Source organism: Streptomyces sp. R33, assembly GCF_041200175.1.
Lineage (GTDB): Bacteria > Actinomycetota > Actinomycetes > Streptomycetales > Streptomycetaceae > Streptomyces > Streptomyces katrae_B.
The window spans coordinates 5,297,741-5,316,389 of sequence record NZ_CP165727.1 but is presented as its reverse complement, the minus strand read 5'-3'; the positions used below and the strand labels follow the sequence as shown (position 1 = coordinate 5,316,389).

10 protein-coding genes, 3 rRNA genes and 1 pseudogene are annotated in these 18,649 nt (G+C 68.5%); 6 read left to right on the top strand and 8 right to left on the bottom strand.

Annotation, left to right across the window (positions count from 1 at the left end; genetic code table 11):
- Positions 1 to 59: 59 nt before the first annotated feature.
- From AB5J51_RS24365 to mtrA, 4 genes are all read right to left on the bottom strand, one after another.
- Positions 60 to 803 carry a ComF family protein gene (locus tag AB5J51_RS24365; protein ID WP_369778640.1) on the bottom strand — a complete coding sequence of 248 codons (744 nt, stop codon included), beginning with the start codon at positions 801 to 803 and terminating at the stop codon, positions 60 to 62.
- An 85-nt stretch (positions 804 to 888) separates the two neighbouring features.
- Positions 889 to 2,754 (bottom strand): LpqB family beta-propeller domain-containing protein, encoded by a 1,866-nt coding sequence (locus AB5J51_RS24360; protein ID WP_369778639.1) that lies wholly within the window; start codon positions 2,752 to 2,754, stop codon positions 889 to 891.
- Positions 2,744 to 4,720, bottom strand: coding sequence for an MtrAB system histidine kinase MtrB (mtrB, locus tag AB5J51_RS24355; protein ID WP_369780304.1), 1,977 nt, complete (start codon positions 4,718 to 4,720; stop codon positions 2,744 to 2,746). Before mtrB ends, AB5J51_RS24360 begins: the two co-directional genes overlap by 11 nt.
- A gap of 70 nt (positions 4,721 to 4,790) precedes the next feature.
- A complete protein-coding gene (gene mtrA / locus AB5J51_RS24350) occupies positions 4,791 to 5,480 on the bottom strand; it encodes a two-component system response regulator MtrA (RefSeq protein ID WP_189973359.1) in 690 nt (229 codons plus the stop codon).
- Positions 5,481 to 5,877: 397 nt separating this feature from the next.
- Here mtrA and AB5J51_RS24345 point away from each other — a divergent pair, with 397 nt between their 5' ends.
- The 6 genes and pseudogenes from AB5J51_RS24345 to AB5J51_RS24320 form a co-directional block, all read left to right on the top strand.
- Positions 5,878 to 7,167: a hypothetical protein gene (locus AB5J51_RS24345; RefSeq protein ID WP_369778638.1), complete on the top strand. Its 1,290-nt coding sequence runs from the start codon at positions 5,878 to 5,880 to the stop codon at positions 7,165 to 7,167.
- A 7-nt stretch (positions 7,168 to 7,174) separates the two neighbouring features.
- Positions 7,175 to 7,855 (top strand): DUF4129 domain-containing protein, encoded by a 681-nt coding sequence (locus AB5J51_RS24340; protein ID WP_369778637.1) that lies wholly within the window; start codon positions 7,175 to 7,177, stop codon positions 7,853 to 7,855.
- Positions 7,852 to 9,120 (top strand): DUF4350 domain-containing protein, encoded by a 1,269-nt coding sequence (locus AB5J51_RS24335; protein ID WP_136227490.1) that lies wholly within the window; start codon positions 7,852 to 7,854, stop codon positions 9,118 to 9,120. The genes AB5J51_RS24340 and AB5J51_RS24335 overlap by 4 nt, the downstream gene beginning before the upstream one ends.
- Positions 9,117 to 10,079 (top strand): MoxR family ATPase, encoded by a 963-nt coding sequence (locus tag AB5J51_RS24330; RefSeq protein ID WP_136227489.1) that lies wholly within the window; start codon positions 9,117 to 9,119, stop codon positions 10,077 to 10,079. Before AB5J51_RS24335 ends, AB5J51_RS24330 begins: the two co-directional genes overlap by 4 nt.
- A complete protein-coding gene (locus AB5J51_RS24325; RefSeq protein WP_369778636.1) occupies positions 10,079 to 11,389 on the top strand; it encodes a DUF58 domain-containing protein in 1,311 nt (436 codons plus the stop codon). The genes AB5J51_RS24330 and AB5J51_RS24325 overlap by 1 nt, the downstream gene beginning before the upstream one ends.
- Before the next feature lie 46 nt (positions 11,390 to 11,435).
- Positions 11,436 to 11,801 (top strand): annotated as a pseudogene (locus tag AB5J51_RS24320) (Uma2 family endonuclease); the annotation flags it as partial.
- Positions 11,802 to 11,891: 90 nt separating this feature from the next.
- Here AB5J51_RS24320 and rrf read toward each other — a convergent pair.
- From rrf to AB5J51_RS24300, 4 genes are all read right to left on the bottom strand, one after another.
- Positions 11,892 to 12,008: ribosomal RNA gene (rrf, locus tag AB5J51_RS24315) — 5S ribosomal RNA — on the bottom strand.
- A gap of 76 nt (positions 12,009 to 12,084) precedes the next feature.
- Positions 12,085 to 15,208: ribosomal RNA gene (locus AB5J51_RS24310) — 23S ribosomal RNA — on the bottom strand.
- Between the two features lie 283 nt (positions 15,209 to 15,491).
- A 16S ribosomal RNA gene (locus AB5J51_RS24305) occupies positions 15,492 to 17,016 on the bottom strand.
- Together the 16S, 23S and 5S rRNA genes form the textbook arrangement of a ribosomal RNA operon.
- A 598-nt stretch (positions 17,017 to 17,614) precedes the next feature.
- Positions 17,615 to 18,622, bottom strand: coding sequence for a stage II sporulation protein M (locus AB5J51_RS24300; RefSeq protein WP_369778635.1), 1,008 nt, complete (start codon positions 18,620 to 18,622; stop codon positions 17,615 to 17,617).
- Between the last annotated feature and the right edge of the window lie 27 nt (positions 18,623 to 18,649).

Genomic DNA, 18,649 nt, shown 5'->3' with positions numbered 1-18,649 from the left:
TCAGGTGGCTGTTCTCTCTTACTACCTGCAACGATGCGCCTTCCCCGAGAGTTCCAAATCTATTCACAAGAGCGTTGCTCTGTACGGGTTGTCGACCGATTTCTTACGAAGGATCCTGGTGGAGCGGCCACCACCGCCGCCCCGGCCACCGCTGCGGCCGCCGTCGCCGCCCGCAGCGCCCGGGCGGCCTCCGCGAGCGTGGCTCCGGTGGTGATCACGTCGTCCACCAGGACGATCCGAGCCCCGGGCGGCAGCCGCACCACGCCCCCGGGGCGCACCCCCAGGGCCCCCGCCAGGTTCTCCCGCCGCTCCCGGCCCCCCAGACCCGCCTGATCGGCGACCGGCCGGACATGGCGCAGTACGGCTGCCACCCGCGCGGGAACACCGGCCCGCCGCAGCCGTCCCGCCGCCGCCAGGGCGATCCTGCGCACCGGATCGTGCCCGCGCGCCCGCACCTGCCGCCGCGCCGACGGCACCGGGACGAGCACCAGCTCCCGCCCCGCCCCGCCCACGCGGACGGCCGCGCGGACGGCCACCGCCAGGGCGGCACCGAGCGGCCCGGCCAGCGGCAGCACCCCGCGCTCCTTGTGCGCCAGTACGGCCTCCCGTACGGCCTCCTCGTACACGGCGGCCGCATACACCACGGGCAGCCCCGCAGGTCCCGGAGACGGCCGCACACACCCCGCCGCGGCCCCGCTCAGCGCCTGCGCGCAGCCCGCGCACAGCAGGACGCGGGCAGCACCGCAGCCGGTGCAGTCGACCGGCAGGACCAGCCCGGCGAGCTCCTGCCACCACCCCCGCATACCCACCACTGTGCCGGGCCGGCCCGACACCCCGCCACCCCTGTGGACAACCTGGGAGCGGGCATAAAAATGCAGGTCAGACTGCTTAGCCGGGGTAGACCGGAGCCCGGCCGCCCGGCGCCACCGTGCGCCACTGCGCCCCCGGCGGCAGCCACACGATCCCGTCCTCCTCCGAGTACGCGACCACCGGCTTCTTCTCGTCCTCCGTCGCCGCGACCGCGCCCAGCCCGGTCGCCCCGGGCAGGCTCGCCGCGACCATCGAACCGTCGGCCAGCATGTACCGGGCCTGCACGACCCCGCCGCTCTCCCGGCCCACCACCAGCAGCCGGCCGCGCGGCGCCCAGCTCAGCGCCGTCACGCTCGCCATCTGCGGGGCCGCCGGACGCAGCTCGCGCACCGACACCGGCCCCGCGTCGCCCTTGCCCTCGGGCCGCTCTATCCGGCCGATGTACAGGTTCTTGCGGCCGTCCTTCTCCACCAGCAGCGCTATCCGCACCCCGTCCGGCGACGCCTTCAGCGCCCTGATCCGCCCGCCGTCGAGCCCGGCCACGTCGATCTTCTGCGGGGCGCCCGTACCGCCCGGCACCCGGTACAGGGCCGCGTTCTGCGGATCCTGGTCCGCGATCCACAGGTCACCCGCCGTGTCCCAGCTCGGCGCACCCAGCACGTTCGGCTTGGCGCCCTTGCCGGTCAGCACCGGCTGCGGCATGGGCCCGGCCGTCGTCAGGTTCACCAGGTACAGCCCGTGCCCGTCCTCGGACACCACCGCCGCGCGCTTCTCGTCGTACGAGACCGCCGCGGATCCGATCTTGAACCCGGGGCTCGTGGCGGTCGGGGACAGCGGCCCCGGCACCGGCTCCGGCTTGTACTGCTGGTCCTCACTGTTGACGTCGAGCTTCATCCGGACCAGCCGGCTGTCGCTGTCCACGTAGTACTGGTACTCGGGAGGGTTCGGCCGGTGGGCGATCGTCCCCGCGGTCGCCTCGGTCACGGAGCACAGCGAGGACCGGTCCGAGCGCAGCAGCTCGACCCGCGCCAGCCGGGAGGCCGTCAGATCCTGCACGGTGTACAGGAGTTGCGCGGCCATCTTCTGGCACTGCGGCTGCGCGACGTTGTCGGCCTTGTCGTTGAGCGGCACCTTCAGCGCGTTCTGGCCGTCGTACGCAAGGGACTTGGTGCCCTCGCGCAGTTCCGTGCCCGTGGGGAAACTCGAAGTCACCACGGGCCCCAGCCACTTGGACGGCCCGGCCAGCAGCGACTGCACCGTCTGCGTGGTCGGGTCCATCCGCGAGTCGGGGTCGCTGCGCTGGCGCACGTACACCGGATCGGCGACGAGGCCGGCGCCCGCGAAGTAGTACTTGTTGACCGGCATGTAGATGCGCTGGAAATCGGACTCGCTGAGCACGAGGCTGCTCGGCGGCGTCGAGATCCGCCACTGCTTGTTCTCCTGGACCAGCTGGAGGTACTCCTCGTAGCGCGCCCCGGTGGTCTCCGGCTGGTACGCGCTGCGCTCGTCCACCGTCGCGAGCTTCGTGCCGGTCATCTTCCAGCGGGGGCCCGAGGGCTCCTTCTCGCCCTGTACGGAGAACCGGTCGATGCCCGCGGAGAGCACGGTGACGGCGGCGCCGGGCTTCCAGTTCTTCGCCGCGTCCTCGGTGAGGTACTTCCGGGCGGTCTGCAGCTGCGGGTCGTCGCTGGTCATCGCCTCGAGGAAACCGTCGACGATGTCGGCCGCACTGGCCTTGTCGGCCGGCGGCACGCCGAACACCCGCACCTGCGAGTCGACGCCCTGCGAGGCCTTCACCTCGCGGATCTCGCCGTGGTCGGGCATGGAGGCGCAGCCGGCCAGCAGCAGCCCGGCCGCGCCGAAGGCGTACGCCCGCACCGTCCGCCACCGGCGGCGGTCGTCCCTGCGTACCCGTACCCGTACCCGTGCGGGCTCAGCGTCCACCTGCGCCATCCTCCTGTGCTGCTGCCTGATCGGCCGTGCCGGCCCGGTCGGCCGACGCCCGGTCCGCCGCCGCCCTGTCCGCCGCCCTGTCCGCCGCCTGGTCGGCCGGGCGGGCCACGACGCGGGCCCCGTTGCCCGGCAGGGCCGTCGGGTCCGCGGGCACCGGCAGCGCCCCGGCGACCGCCGACCGGGGCGGTATCGGCGAGCGGTCGGGCCGCCCCGGGGCCGGCGGCGCCTGCGGGGGCGTACCGGCGCCCGCCGCGTCGGCCGCGGCCCTGGCCCGGTTGGCCCGGGAATCCTCCGGCTCCAGCGGGATCGGGGACCCGCGCAGCGGCTCGTCGGCGGTCCGCGGCAGCGTCAGCCGGAACTGCGAACCGCCGCCCGGCTCGCCCCAGGCCTGGAGCCAGCCGCCGTGCAGCCGCGCGTCCTCGACGGCGATGGACAGGCCGAGGCCCGTCCCGCCGGTGGTACGGGCACGGGCCGGGTCGGCCCGCCAGAAGCGGTTGAAGACGCGGGTGGCCTCGCCGGGCTTGAGCCCGACGCCGTAGTCCCGTACGGCCACCGCGACGGCCCCGCCCGCCGACGCGAGCCGGACCACCACGTCGCGGCCCTCACCGTGCTCCACGGCGTTGACGACGAGGTTGCGCAGCACCCGCTCCACGCGCCGCGCATCGGCCTCGGCTATGACGGGCTGGGTGTCGCCCAGCACCCGGATCCGGGTTCCCTTGTGCTCCGCGAGCGGTTCGGCCCCGTCGATGACCCGGCGTACGACCTCCCGCAGGTCGATCGGCTCCGCCTCCAGCGCCGCGGCCCCCGCGTCGAACCGGCTGATCTCCAGCAGGTCCGCGAGCAGCGACTCGAAGCGGTCGAGCTGCCCGGCGAGCAGCTCGGCGGAGCGGGCGGTGATCGGGTCGAAGTCGACCCGTGCGTCGTGGATGACATCGGCTGCCATCCGTACGGTCGTCAGCGGCGTCCGCAGCTCGTGCGAGACGTCGGAGACGAACCGGCGCTGCATCCGCGACAGGTCCTCCAGCTGCTGGATCTTGAGCTGGAGGTTCTGGGCCATCTTGTTGAAGGCCTCACCCAGACGGGCGATGTCGTCCTCGCCGGTGACCTTCATCCGCTCCTGGAGCCGCCCGGCCGAGAGCCGCTCGGCGATCCCGGCGGCCATCCGCACGGGCGTCACGACCTGGCGCACGACGAGCCACGCGATCGCGCCGAGCAGCACGACCACGAACACGCCCGCGGTGGCGATGGTGACCTTGATCAGGTTGAGGGACTCCTCCTCCTGCGTGAGCGGGAAGAGGTAGTACAGGTCGTACGGGTCCCCGTTGATGTCGGTGAGCCGCTTGCCCACGACCAGGGCGGGCTCGGGCGCCTTGTCCCCGGCCCCGGCCGTGTACTTGATCTGGGAGAACGTCTTGAAGGTCCCGGTGGCGTGGTTGACCTCCCGCCGCAGCTGCGGGGGAACGCTCGCCGTCGGATCCACGTTCCCGGAGGCGCGGGCGCCCTTGACGCCCGAGACGCTGGGCCCGCCCGGCTGCCCTTCGCCCTGCCCGCCGGGGCCGGCACCGAGCGCGACCACCTCGAAGGCGGTCTGTCCGCCACTGGCGAGCTGCTTGACCAGCGAGTTCATCCAGGTGCTGGCGTCCCGCCCGACCTTGTTGTCGGTGGCGTCGGGCCCGTCGACCGTGGAGGGCGTGTTGGCCTTCTCCTGCGCGACCGCGAACCCGCCCGCCGCCTGGCTCTGCGCGGCCTCCTCCTTGGCGTCGAGGAGCCCCTTGCTGACCTGCGCGATCACGACGAAGCCGAGCGAGAGGACCACGGCCAGCGACATCAGCAGCGTGGCGGCGACCACCCGCAGCTGGATGTTGCGCCGCCACAACCGGACAGCCGGAAGCAGCGGCCGTCGTACGAGGCGTACGAACAACCGCAGCACGGGGCCGCCGGGCGCTCCGTCGGCCATCTGACGGAGCTGCCGGCCGCCCCTCAGGGCGCCCCAGCGGGACCCGCGCCGGGACTTGCCGGGCTGCACGTCAGCTGGGTCCGGCCTTGTAGCCGACACCACGCACCGTCACGACGATCTCGGGGCGCTCCGGATCCTTCTCGACCTTGGAGCGCAGCCGCTGCACATGCACGTTGACCAGGCGGGTGTCCGCCGCGTGCCGGTAGCCCCAGACCTGCTCCAGCAGCACCTCACGGGTGAACACCTGCCAGGGCTTGCGCGCGAGCGCGACCAGCAGGTCGAACTCGAGCGGGGTCAGCGCGATCGAGGCACCGTCCCGCTTGACCGAGTGCCCGGCCACGTCGATGACCAGGTCACCGATGGCCAGCTGCTCGGGCGCGGGCTCCTCCGAGCGGCGCAGACGGGCCCGGATACGGGCCACCAGCTCCTTCGGCTTGAACGGCTTGACGATGTAGTCGTCGGCCCCGGACTCCAGGCCCACGACGACGTCCACCGTGTCGCTCTTCGCGGTGAGCATGACGATCGGTACGCCGGACTCGGCCCGGATCAGCCTGCAGACCTCTATGCCGTCCCGTCCGGGCAGCATCAGGTCGAGCAGCACGAGATCCGGCTTCGCCTCGCGGAAGGCCGCCAGCGCCTTGTCACCGTCCGCTACGAACGACGGCTCAAAACCTTCTCCACGCAGCACAATGCCGAGCATCTCGGCCAGCGCGGTGTCGTCGTCGACGACAAGGACTCGTCCCTTCATGCTTGACATCATCCCATTAGCTAATCGTTACCTGTCGGTGAGCTGTCCCACAGCCAAAAGGGCTGGAAATCGACCCTCGGACCTGCGTGGAGATCAGACCGACCAGTCTGCCCCGGATCCGGGCGACAATTGAAGGCGCGGGCCGCCGGAGTTCCGGGGGGACGGCCGGTCCGCTCAACGTTCCCACGTGGCACGATGGCAGCCGAATAGGGGGTGTCTTGTGGGTCGGGCCGGACCAGGGAGCGGCGTCCGGTGTCGTGGATCGCAAGGCGGAGGGAGGGAGTCGACGCGGAGCGTCGGCGACCGACGAGAACGCGGCGGGGCGCGGCACCGGACGCCGCGAGCCCGGCCTGACCCACAAGACACCCCCTGACGCCCCCCGCCCTGCTGTGCACGTGAAGGAGCGACGATGAACGACTCTCCGGGCCGGGCCGTGCCCGGACCCTCCCCGTCCGACGGCGAGCGGCCGGGCGCACCCGACGGCCGGGACGGCACCGAAGGAACCGAAGGCGGCACCCCGCCGCCCGCCGGCGGACCGAAGTGGTCCGCCGAGCAGCCGCCCCCCGGCGAGTGGTCCAGCCCCGGCGCCCCCCAGGCCCAGAAGGCCCCGCAGCAGCAGCCGCAGCCGGGCGCGGGCTGGGGCTCGTACGGCGGCCCGCAGGGCACCCCGGGCGCGCAGGGCCGGTACGGCTACCCGGGCGGCCCCGGCCAGTGGGGCAAGCCCCCGGCCGCCAAGCCCGGCGTGATCCCGCTGCGCCCCCTCGACCTGGGCGAGATCCTCGACGGCGCGGTCGCCACCATGCGCGCCCACTGGCGGAGCGTCCTGCCGATCACCCTGGTCGTGGCCACCGTCATCCAGGTCATCAGCGTGCTCGTGCAGAGGTACACCTACGCCGACCTCGCCGTCGTCTCCGACCCCGGCTCCCAGGAAAGCCTCGAGGACGTCCTCGACGCCCTCGGCGGCAGCATGGTGGCCGTGCTCGCGAACGCCTTCGTCCAGCTCCTCGGGACCATCGTGGCCACGGCCATGCTCACGATGATCTTCAGCCGTGCCGTGCTCGGCCACGGCTCCTCGATCGGCGAAGCCTGGCGCGACGCCCGCCCCCAGCTGCCCCGCCTGCTCGGGCTGACCCTCCTGACCGCCCTCGGCGGCGTCGTCATCATCCTCGTGATGCTCCTGCCCGGCATCCTCCTGGGCAGCGTCGGCATCGCCATCGCCGGCGGCCTCGCCGCGCTCCCGCTGCTCATCTGGCTCGCGCTCAAGTTCAGCCTGGCCTCGCCCGCGCTGATGCTGGAGAAGAGCAACGTCATCACCTCGCTGCGCCGCTCCTCGAGGCTCGTCCAGGGCTCGTGGTGGCGCATCTTCGGCATCACCGCCCTGACCGGCCTGATCACCGCGTTCGTCGCGGCGATCATCGTCTGGCCGCTGACGGCGGTCGGGTTCGCCATCGGCATCGCCGACGGCGGGATGGAAAGCCTCAAGAACGGCACCGCCGCCACGGGCTGGGCGCCGCTGATCCTCTCCGCGGTCGGCGCGGTCATCGCGCAGACCATCACCATGCCGATCCAGTCGGGCGTCACCGTCCTCCTGTACGTCGACCAGCGCATCCGGCGCGAGGCCCTCGACCTGGAGCTCGCCCGGGCGGCAGGCCTGGAGAACTACGGCCCGGACGCCGCCGCACCGCCGACCGGAGGCTGATGCACGGATGATGAGCACGGGGGGTCTCATCACGCTCTCCGCGGCGCTCCTGCCGGCCGCGGAGCAACCACCGGTGACGACACCGCGCGACGCCGCCCGCGAGGCGGCAGAGCACGAACTGTCCGAGCCGATGTACCACCGGGACGACCCGGGCCTGTTCCAGCGCGCCCTGGACCGGTTCTGGGAATGGGTCGGCAACCTCTTCGACCACGCCTCGGGCGCCACCCCCGGCGGCACCCTGGGCCTGGTCGCGATCGCCGCCCTCGTCGTACTGGCCCTCGCCGCCCTGTGGTGGCGGCTCGGCTCCCCCCGCCGGACCGCCACCGCGTCGGCCGGGGTCTTCGGCGACTCCTTGCGCAGCGCCGCCGACCACCGCACCGCCGCCGACGCGCACGCCGCCGCGGGCCGCTGGACCGAAGCCGTCCAGGAACGCATGCGGGCCGTCGTCCGCTCGCTCGAGGAACGCACCCTGCTCGACCCCCGCCCGGGCCGCACCGCCGACGAGGCGGCCGCCGAAGCCGCGCGCTCCCTCCCGGACCACGCCGACGCCCTCCGCGCGGCGGCCCGCACCTTCGACGACGTCACGTACGGCGGCCGCCCCGGCGACGAGGCCGTGTACGCCCGCCTCCGCACCCTCGACACCACCCTGGCCCGCACGAAGCCGCTCCTGACGGGACCCCCGGCATGACCGCCCCCGGCGCCCCAGACCCGCGCACCCCCGCCCCGGCAGCCGCCCCGCAGCCCGGCGCAGCCACGGCCAAGGCGCCCGGCGCAGCCCCTGGCACGGCCCTCGGGGGGATCACCCCCGGCGTCGTCTGGCGGCGTTCCCGCGGGGCTCTCATCTGCCTCGGCATCCTGCTCGTCGGCGCCGTCGCCCTCGCGGCCCTCGGCTCCGGGAGCCGCCACGGACGGCTCGACCCCCGCTCCGCCGACCCCGACGGCAGCAGGGCCGTGGCCGAGCTGCTCCAGGCCCGCGGCGTCACCACCCGCGTCGTCACCACCGCCCGCGAGGCCGCCGCCGCGGCCGGCCCCGGCACCACCCTGCTGGTCACCGACCCCGACCGGCTGGGCGACACCCAGCGCCGCGACATCCGCTCCGCCATCGACCTCTCCGGCGGCCGCACCGTCCTGCTCGCCCCCGGCGTCGTCAGCCTCCCCGACCTGGCCCCGGCCGCCCGCACCAAGGGTGACGCCCTCGACGAGAACCTCGACCCCGGCTGCGCCCTGCCCGCCGCCGTCGCCGCCGGCCGCGCCACCACCGGCGGCGGCCACCGCTACGCCGGCGGAGCAACCGGCACCGCCTGCTACCCCAGTGGCGGTCACCCCACCCTCCTCGTCCTCCCCTCCGGCACCCCCGGCGGCGACACCGTCCTCCTCGGCTCCGAAACGCTCCTCCTCAACAAGCAGCTCGCCTCCGAAGGCAACGCCTCCCTCGCCCTCCAACTCCTCGGCTCCCGCCCCGACCTCGTCTGGTACCTGCCCTCCCTCACCGAGGTCCAGGACGAGGACCCCGCCCAGGAGAAGGGCCTCCTCGAGCTCGTCCCCCGCGGCTGGGGCTGGGCCCTCCTCCAGCTCTTCACCGCCGCCGCCCTCGCCGCCCTCTGGCGCGCCCGCCGACTCGGCCCCCTCGTCACCGAGAAGCTGCCCGTCGCCGTCCGCGCCTCCGAGACCACCGAGGGCCGCGCCCGCCTCTACCGCAAGGCCGGCGCCCGCGACCGCGCCGCCACCGTGCTGCGCACCGCCGCCCGCGAACGCCTGGCCGCCCTGGTCGGCGTACCGCCCGGCCGGGCCCACGAACCCGCGGCCCTGGTCCCCGCCGTGTCCGCCCGCCTGACGGACCGACAGCAGGACCTGACCGCCCTCCTCTTCGGCACCACACCCACCACCGACGCGGCACTCGTCGCGCTCGCCGACCACCTCGACGCCCTCGAAAGAGAGGTCCGCACCTCATGACGGCCACCACGGACAGCGCCCGCTCCTCGCTGGAAGCGATCCGCACCGAGATCGCAAAGGCCGTCGTCGGCCAGGACTCGGCCGTCACCGGTCTCGTCGTCGCCCTCCTGTGCCGCGGCCACGTCCTCCTCGAAGGCGTACCCGGCGTCGCCAAGACCCTCCTCGTACGGGCCCTCGCCGCCTCCCTCGCCCTCGACACCAAGCGCGTCCAGTTCACCCCGGACCTGATGCCCAGCGACGTCACCGGCTCGCTCGTCTACGACGCCCGCACCGCCGAGTTCTCCTTCCAGAACGGCCCGGTCTTCACCAACCTCCTCCTCGCCGACGAGATCAACCGGACCCCGCCCAAGACCCAGTCCTCCCTCCTCGAAGCCATGGAGGAGCGCCAGGTCACCGTCGACGGCACCCCGCGGGGGCTCCCCGAGCCGTTCCTCGTCGCCGCCACCATGAACCCGGTCGAGTACGAGGGCACGTACCCCCTCCCCGAAGCCCAGCTGGACCGCTTCCTCCTCAAGCTCACCGTGCCCCTGCCCTCCCGCGCGGACGAGATCGGCGTCCTGACCCGGCACGCCGCGGGCTTCGACCCCCGCGACCTCCAGGCCGCGGGCCTGCGCCCCGTCGCCGGCGCGGCCGAGCTCCAGACCGCCCGCGAAGCCGTCGCCAAGGTGTCCGTCTCCCCGGAGATCGCCGGGTACGTCGTCGACATCTGCCGCGCCACCCGCGAATCGCCGTCCCTCACCCTCGGCGTCTCCCCGCGCGGCGCGACCGCCCTGCTGGCCACCGCCCGCGCCTGGGCCTGGCTCACCGGCCGCGACTACGTCACCCCTGACGACGTCAAGGCCCTCGCCCTGCCCACCCTGCGCCACCGCGTCCAGCTCCGCCCTGAAGCCGAGATGGAAGGGGTCACGGCCGACGCCGTCATCACCGCGATCCTGGCCCACGTCCCCGTCCCGCGCTGATGGCCCTCACCGGACGCGCCGCCCTGCTGGCGGCCCTCGGAAGCCTCCCCGTCGGCATCCTCGAACCCAGCTGGACGGGGATGCTCGCGGTCAACGGCACCCTCGCCCTGGCCTGCGCCGTCGACTACGCCCTCGCCGCACCGGTCCGCAGGCTCAACCTCACCCGCACGGGTGACACCTCGATCCGCCTCGGCGAACCGGCGCAGGTCCACCTCACCGTCACCAACCCGGGCACCCGCACGCTCCGGGCCCGGATCCGCGACGCCTGGCCCCCCAGCAGCTGGCTCCCCGGCACCGAGGCCGAAGCCTCCCGGCACACCCTGACGATCCCGGCCGGCGAACGCCGCCGGATCACCACCCGGCTGCTCCCCACCCGCCGCGGGGACCGCCGCGCCGACCGCGTGACGATCCGCTCGTACGGACCGCTCGGCCTGCTCGCCCGCCAGGGCACCCACACCGTCCCCTGGACGGTCCGGGTCCTGCCGCCGTTCACCAGCCGCAAGCACCTCCCCTCGCGCCTGGCCCGGCTGCGCGAACTGGACGGCCGTACGAGCCTCCTGACCCGCGGTGGGGGCACCGAGTTCGACAGCCTCCGCGACTACGTCCCCGGCGACGACACCCGCTCCATCGACTGGCGGGCCACCGCCCGCCAGGACAAGGTCGCCGTCCGCACCTGGCGCCCGGAACGCGACCGGCACATCCTGATCTGCCTGGACACCGGCCGCACCTCGGCGGGCCGGGTCGGCGACGCCCCGCGCCTGGACTCCGCGATGGACGCGGCCCTGCTGCTGGCCGCACTGGCCTCCCGCGCGGGCGACCGCGTCGACCTGCTGGCCCACGACCGCCGTACCCGTGCCCAGGTCCAGGGCCGCTCGGCCGGCGACGTCCTCCCGGCCTTCGTGAACGCCATGGCCACCCTGGAGCCGGAGCTCGTCGAAACCGACGCCCGCACCCTGGTCTCCACCGTCCTGCGAAACGCCCCGCGCCGGTCCCTGGTGGTCCTTCTGACGAGCCTGGACGCGGCCCCGATAGAGGAAGGCCTGCTCCCCCTCCTCCCCCGCCTCACGCAGCGTCACACGGTTCTGCTGGCTTCGGTCGCCGACCCCCACGTAGAGGAGATGACGAAATCCCGCGGCACGCTCGACGCGGTCTACGAGGCCGCGGCCGGCACCCAGTCCCAAGCCGCCCGCCGCCGCACCGCGGAACAGCTCACCCGCCACGGCGTCCACGTGGTCGACGCCACCCCGGACACCCTGGCCCCCGCCCTGGCAGACGCCTACCTGGCCCTGAAGTCCGCCGGCCGCCTCTAAGGGCTCCACTGGATACGCTGGCGGCGTACCCACCAGGAGGACATCATGGCCGATGACCGGCCTGACCAAGGTTCCGGATCTCATGGTCATCACGGAGGAGGACACCGACGACACGGCGAAGGTCGTCAACTCCCGCGATGTCCTGATGGTGGTGGAGGTCGTCTCCCGCACGAACTCACTGACCGACATCCGCGACAAGCTGCACGACTACCCGAGGATGGGGGTCCCGCTGTACGTCGTCGTAGACCCCCGCAAGGACAAGAGGACCGTCACGGTGCACAGCGACCCATCGGAAGGCCCCGACGGCATCCGCTACCGCAAGAAGGTCCCCCATGCCTTCGGGAGCACCGTCACCGCCGGCCGCTGGACGCTCGACACCAGCAGCCTCAAGAGCTACCCCGCCGACTGGTAGGAAAAGCGGCGCGAGACCGAATTTCGACCATCGGCCCGTAAACGCAGAAAAGCCCCGCACCATAAGGTGCGGGGCTTTCCCACAATGATTGTTCGGCGGCGTCCTACTCTCCCACAGGGTCCCCCCTGCAGTACCATCGGCGCTGAAAGGCTTAGCTTCCGGGTTCGGAATGTAACCGGGCGTTTCCCTAACGCTATGACCACCGAAACACTATGAAATTTGAACGCTGGCATGAACACAGCTGTTCGTTATTTCAGAACTAACACAGTGGACGCGAGCAACTGAGGACAAGCCCTCGGCCTATTAGTACCAGTCAGCTCCACCCGTTACCGGGCTTCCACATCTGGCCTATCAACCCAGTCGTCTACTGGGAGCCTTACCCTCTCAAGGAGGTGGGAATACTCATCTTGAAGCAGGCTTCCCGCTTAGATGCTTTCAGCGGTTATCCCTCCCGAACGTAGCCAACCAGCCATGCCCTTGGCAGGACAACTGGCACACCAGAGGTTCGTCCGTCCCGGTCCTCTCGTACTAGGGACAGCCCTTCTCAATATTCCTACGCGCACAGCGGATAGGGACCGAACTGTCTCACGACGTTCTAAACCCAGCTCGCGTACCGCTTTAATGGGCGAACAGCCCAACCCTTGGGACCGACTCCAGCCCCAGGATGCGACGAGCCGACATCGAGGTGCCAAACCATCCCGTCGATATGGACTCTTGGGGAAGATCAGCCTGTTATCCCCGGGGTACCTTTTATCCGTTGAGCGACGGCGCTTCCACAAGCCACCGCCGGATCACTAGTCCCGACTTTCGTCCCTGCTCGACCCGTCGGTCTCACAGTCAAGCTCCCTTGTGCACTTACACTCAACACCTGATTGCCAACCAGGCTGAGGGAACCTTTGGGCGCCTCCGTTACCCTTTGGGAGGCAACCGCCCCAGTTAAACTACCCATCAGACACTGTCCCTGATCCGGATCACGGACCGAGGTTAGACATCCAGCACGACCAGAGTGGTATTTCAACGGCGACTCCACCCCAACTGGCGTTGGGGTTTCAAAGTCTCCCACCTATCCTACACAAGCCGAACCGAACACCAATATCAAACTGTAGTAAAGGTCCCGGGGTCTTTCCGTCCTGCTGCGCGAAACGAGCATCTTTACTCGTAGTGCAATTTCACCGGGCCTATGGTTGAGACAGTCGAGAAGTCGTTACGCCATTCGTGCAGGTCGGAACTTACCCGACAAGGAATTTCGCTACCTTAGGATGGTTATAGTTACCACCGCCGTTTACTGGCGCTTAAGTTCTCAGCTTCGCACGCCCGAAAGCGCACTAACCGGTCCCCTTAACGTTCCAGCACCGGGCAGGCGTCAGTCCGTATACATCGCCTTACGGCTTCGCACGGACCTGTGTTTTTAGTAAACAGTCGCTTCTCGCTGGTCTCTGCGGCCACCCCCAGCTCACGGAGCAAGTCCGATCACCAGTGATGGCCCCCCTTCTCCCGAAGTTACGGGGGCATTTTGCCGAGTTCCTTAACCATAGTTCACCCGAACGCCTCGGTATTCTCTACCTGACCACCTGAGTCGGTTTAGGGTACGGGCCGCCATGAAACTCGCTAGAGGCTTTTCTCGACAGCATAGGATCATCCACTTCACCACAATCGGCTCGGCATCAGGTCTCAGCCTTATATGAGGGACGGATTTGCCTACCCCTCGGCCTACACCCTTACCCCGGGACAACCACCGCCCGGGCTGGACTACCTTCCTGCGTCACCCCATCGCTTACCTACTACAAGTCTGGTTCGTCGGCTCCACCACTTTCCTTTCCCCGAAGGGTCCGGAACGGCTTCACGGACTTAGCATCGCCTGATTCGATATTGGGCGTTTCAAAGCGGGTACCGGAATATCAACCGGTTGTCCATCGACTACGCCTGTCGGCCTCGCCTTAGGTCCCGACTTACCCTGGGCAGATCAGCTTGACCCAGGAACCCTTAGTCAATCGGCGCACACGTTTCTCACGTGTGTATCGCTACTCATGCCTGCATTCTCACTCGTGAACCGTCCACAACTAGCTTCCGCTGCTGCTTCACCCGGCACACGACGCTCCCCTACCCATCACAGCGGGCGTTGGCCCTATTGCTGCAATGACACGACTTCGGCGGTACGCTTGAGCCCCGCTACATTGTCGGCGCGGAATCACTTGACCAGTGAGCTATTACGCACTCTTTCAAGGGTGGCTGCTTCTAAGCCAACCTCCTGGTTGTCTCTGCGACTCCACATCCTTTCCCACTTAGCGTACGCTTAGGGGCCTTAGTCGATGCTCTGGGCTGTTTCCCTCTCGACCATGGAGCTTATCCCCCACAGTCTCACTGCCGTGCTCTCACTTACCGGCATTCGGAGTTTGGCTAAGGTCAGTAACCCGGTAGGGCCCATCGCCTATCCAGTGCTCTACCTCCGGCAAGAAACACACGACGCTGCACCTAAATGCATTTCGGGGAGAACCAGCTATCACGGAGTTTGATTGGCCTTTCACCCCTAACCACAGGTCATCCCCCAGGTTTTCAACCCTGGTGGGTTCGGTCCTCCACGAAGTCTTACCTCCGCTTCAACCTGCCCATGGCTAGATCACTCCGCTTCGGGTCTAGAGCGTGCAACTCAATCGCCCTATTCGGACTCGCTTTCGCTACGGCTTCCCCACACGGGTTAACCTCGCTACACACCGCTAACTCGCAGGCTCATTCTTCAAAAGGCACGCAGTCACGACCCATTGGGTAAACCCAATGAGCGACGCTCCCACGGCTTGTAGGCACACGGTTTCAGGTACTATTTCACTCCGCTCCCGCGGTACTTTTCACCATTCCCTCACGGTACTATCCGCTATCGGTCACCAGGGAATATTTAGGCTTAGCGGGTGGTCCCGCCAGATTCACACGGGATTTCTCGGGCCCCGTGCTACTTGGGAGATGAGCAAGCAAGCCGCTGATGTTTCGTCTACGGGGGTCTTACCCTCTACGCCGGACCTTTCGCATGTCCTTCGACTACATCAACGGTTTCTGACTCGCCGACCGGCCGGCAGACCGATCAAGCTCATTCCCACAACCCCGCATGCGCAACCCCTGCCGGGTATCACACGCATACGGTTTGGCCTCATCCGGTTTCGCTCGCCACTACTCCCGGAATCACGGTTGTTTTCTCTTCCTGAGGGTACTGAGATGTTTCACTTCCCCTCGTTCCCTCCACACTGCCTATGTGTTCAGCAGCGGGTGACAGCCCATGACGACTGCCGGGTTTCCCCATTCGGACACCCCCGGATCAAAGCTCAGTTGGCAGCTCCCCGGGGCCTATCGCGGCCTCTCACGTCCTTCATCGGTTCCTGGTGCCAAGGCATCCACCGTGCGCCCTTAAAAACTTGGCCACAGATGCTCGCGTCCACTGTGTAGTTCTCAAACAACGACCAGCCACCCATCACCCCACCAGACAAGCTGGCGAGTTCACTGGGGCCGGCACTGAAGACAAGACCATACGGCCGTACCTTCAGGACCCAACAACGTGCCAGGCACGATCCTCCGTCAGTGAGTCACTTTCCACGCCGAAGCAGTACTCGTGATCCATCCGGAAAACCGTGCCAACTAATCAACGTTCCACCCATGAGCTGACCGTGCAGAACGTTTGTCTGCAATCGGTACTGTGCTCCTTAGAAAGGAGGTGATCCAGCCGCACCTTCCGGTACGGCTACCTTGTTACGACTTCGTCCCAATCGCCAGTCCCACCTTCGACAGCTCCCTCCCTTACGGGTTGGGCCACCGGCTTCGGGTGTTACCGACTTTCGTGACGTGACGGGCGGTGTGTACAAGGCCCGGGAACGTATTCACCGCAGCAATGCTGATCTGCGATTACTAGCGACTCCGACTTCATGGGGTCGAGTTGCAGACCCCAATCCGAACTGAGACCGGCTTTTTGAGATTCGCTCCACCTCACGGTATCGCAGCTCATTGTACCGGCCATTGTAGCACGTGTGCAGCCCAAGACATAAGGGGCATGATGACTTGACGTCGTCCCCACCTTCCTCCGAGTTGACCCCGGCGGTCTCCTGTGAGTCCCCATCACCCCGAAGGGCATGCTGGCAACACAGGACAAGGGTTGCGCTCGTTGCGGGACTTAACCCAACATCTCACGACACGAGCTGACGACAGCCATGCACCACCTGTATACCGACCACAAGGGGGGCACTATCTCTAATGCTTTCCGGTATATGTCAAGCCTTGGTAAGGTTCTTCGCGTTGCGTCGAATTAAGCCACATGCTCCGCCGCTTGTGCGGGCCCCCGTCAATTCCTTTGAGTTTTAGCCTTGCGGCCGTACTCCCCAGGCGGGGAACTTAATGCGTTAGCTGCGGCACCGACGACGTGGAATGTCGCCAACACCTAGTTCCCAACGTTTACGGCGTGGACTACCAGGGTATCTAATCCTGTTCGCTCCCCACGCTTTCGCTCCTCAGCGTCAGTAATGGCCCAGAGATCCGCCTTCGCCACCGGTGTTCCTCCTGATATCTGCGCATTTCACCGCTACACCAGGAATTCCGATCTCCCCTACCACACTCTAGCTAGCCCGTATCGAATGCAGACCCGAGGTTAAGCCTCGGGCTTTCACATCCGACGTGACAAGCCGCCTACGAGCTCTTTACGCCCAATAATTCCGGACAACGCTTGCGCCCTACGTATTACCGCGGCTGCTGGCACGTAGTTAGCCGGCGCTTCTTCTGCAGGTACCGTCACTTTCGCTTCTTCCCTGCTGAAAGAGGTTTACAACCCGAAGGCCGTCATCCCTCACGCGGCGTCGCTGCATCAGGCTTTCGCCCATTGTGCAATATTCCCCACTGCTGCCTCCCGTAGGAGTCTGGGCCGTGTCTCAGTCCCAGTGTGGCCGGTCGCCCTCTCAGGCCGGCTACCCGTCGTCGCCTTGGTGGGCCATTACCCCACCAACAAGCTGATAGGCCGCGGGCTCATCCTTCACCGCCGGAGCTTTCAACCCCCGCCCATGCAGGCAGGAGTATTATCCGGTATTAGACCCCGTTTCCAGGGCTTGTCCCAGAGTGAAGGGCAGATTGCCCACGTGTTACTCACCCGTTCGCCACTAATCCACCCCGAAGGGCTTCATCGTTCGACTTGCATGTGTTAAGCACGCCGCCAGCGTTCGTCCTGAGCCAGGATCAAACTCTCCATGAATGTTTACCGGTAATCCGGTGCACACACACGTTGAGCGGGCCAGTCATGGTCGGAATATGACCGACTGACCACTGCGTCCTCGCTGTGTTGTTGCCTGCAAGCATCACCCGAAGGCGACCTCACAGGTCTTTTTCAAAGGAACCTCATCCACCGAAGTGGACGGGGTATCAACTTCTGGCGTTGATTTTTGGCACGCTGTTGAGTTCTCAAGGAACGGACGCTTCCTTTGTACTCACCCTCTCGGGTTTTCCTCCGGGCTTTCGTTCTTCGTTTCCGACTCTATCAGACTCTTTCGTGTCCGATTCCCGGTCGAAGCGGGGTTTGCTTTCCAGGTCTTCGCTTTCGCGTTTTCCCTTTCCGGCGATGCCGACCCTACCAGAAGTTTTCCACCGGATTTCCCGGCTTCGGATTCCTGGATGAGGAGTCGACGGTGCCCCAGTGGAATTCAATTCCTTGGGGGCGAGAGAGATGTTAATCGATCACTGCCGAACTTGTCCAGTTCGAGGCAACCGTTGAAATCTACCTCCCCACGGCGCCTGTGTCAACAGTCGCTGCGGGACGACGAGGAGACTAGCAGCTCAGCGGGGTCGTACGCACATCAGGCCGCGGTCGGCAGGGTGGCCGTCTGGTCGGCTGCCTCCACGTCGCCCGCCTCGCCCGCGCTCGAGGCCCGGCCGCCCAGGACGTAGACGTACGCCAGGAACGCGGCCTCGGCGACTACTCCGATCGCGATGCGGGCCCAGGTCGGGAGGCCGGAAGGGGTTACGAAGCCCTCGATCAGGCCCGAGACGAACAGGACCACCGCCAGGCCGATCGCCATGCCCAGCGCGGCGCGGCCCTGCTCGGCGAGGGCGGCGCGGCGGGTGCGGGGTCCCGGGTCGATGACCGTCCAGCCGAGGCGGAGGCCGGTGCCCGCCGCGACGAAGACCGCGGTCAGTTCGAGCAGGCCGTGCGGCAGGATCAGGCCGAGGAAGACGTCGAGGCGGTCGGCCGAGGCCATCAGGCCGATGCCGGTGCCGAGGTTGAGCATGTTCAGGAAGAGGATCCAGAGCACCGGAATCCCCAGGAACGCGCCCAGGACCAGGCATATCGCAGCGGCCTGGGCGTTGTTCGTCCAGACCTGCGCCGCGAACGAACCCGCCGGGTTGCTCGAGTAGTACGTCTCGTACCCGCCGCCCGGCTTCGTGAGCGCCTTCAGGTCGTCCGGGGCCGCAATGGCGCTCTGGACCTCCGGGTGGGTGGCTATCCACCAGCCCAGGAGCACCGCGATCGCGACGGAGATCAGAGCCGTCGGTATCCACCAGCGGCGGCTGCGGTAGACCGCCGCCGGGAAGCCGACGGTGAAGAAGCGGGCCGCGTCGCGCCAGCCGCCGCGGCGGGCGCCGGTCACCGTGGCACGGGCGCGGGCGACGAGCTGCGTCAGCCGGCCCGTGAGCCTGGGCTCGGGGGCGCTGGACTGGATCAGAGAGAGGTGCGTGGAGGCCCGCTGGTAGAGCGCGACCAGCTCGTCCGCCTCGGCGCCGGTCAGCCTCCGGCCGCGGCCCAGCAGCTGTTCGAGGCGGTCCCATTCCGCCCGGTGGGCCGTCACGAAGACGTCGAGATCCATCCGGTTGCCGCTCCCCTGCCCCAGGAC

Excerpts from the sequence above, each read along its gene's own strand:
- AB5J51_RS24300 (WP_369778635.1), bottom strand. The coding sequence starts at position 18,622 with ATGGATCTCGACGTCTTCGTGACGGCCCACCGGGCGGAATGGGACCGC.
- AB5J51_RS24335 (WP_136227490.1), top strand. The coding sequence starts at position 7,852 with ATGACCGCCCCCGGCGCCCCAGACCCGCGCACCCCCGCCCCGGCAGCC.
- mtrA (WP_189973359.1), bottom strand. The coding sequence starts at position 5,480 with ATGATGTCAAGCATGAAGGGACGAGTCCTTGTCGTCGACGACGACACC.
- AB5J51_RS24340 (WP_369778637.1), top strand. The coding sequence starts at position 7,175 with ATGATGAGCACGGGGGGTCTCATCACGCTCTCCGCGGCGCTCCTGCCG.
- AB5J51_RS24365 (WP_369778640.1), bottom strand. The coding sequence starts at position 803 with ATGCGGGGGTGGTGGCAGGAGCTCGCCGGGCTGGTCCTGCCGGTCGAC.
- mtrB (WP_369780304.1), bottom strand. The coding sequence starts at position 4,720 with ATGGCCGACGGAGCGCCCGGCGGCCCCGTGCTGCGGTTGTTCGTACGC.
- AB5J51_RS24325 (WP_369778636.1), top strand. The coding sequence starts at position 10,079 with ATGGCCCTCACCGGACGCGCCGCCCTGCTGGCGGCCCTCGGAAGCCTC.
- AB5J51_RS24330 (WP_136227489.1), top strand. The coding sequence starts at position 9,117 with ATGACGGCCACCACGGACAGCGCCCGCTCCTCGCTGGAAGCGATCCGC.
- AB5J51_RS24345 (WP_369778638.1), top strand. The coding sequence starts at position 5,878 with ATGAACGACTCTCCGGGCCGGGCCGTGCCCGGACCCTCCCCGTCCGAC.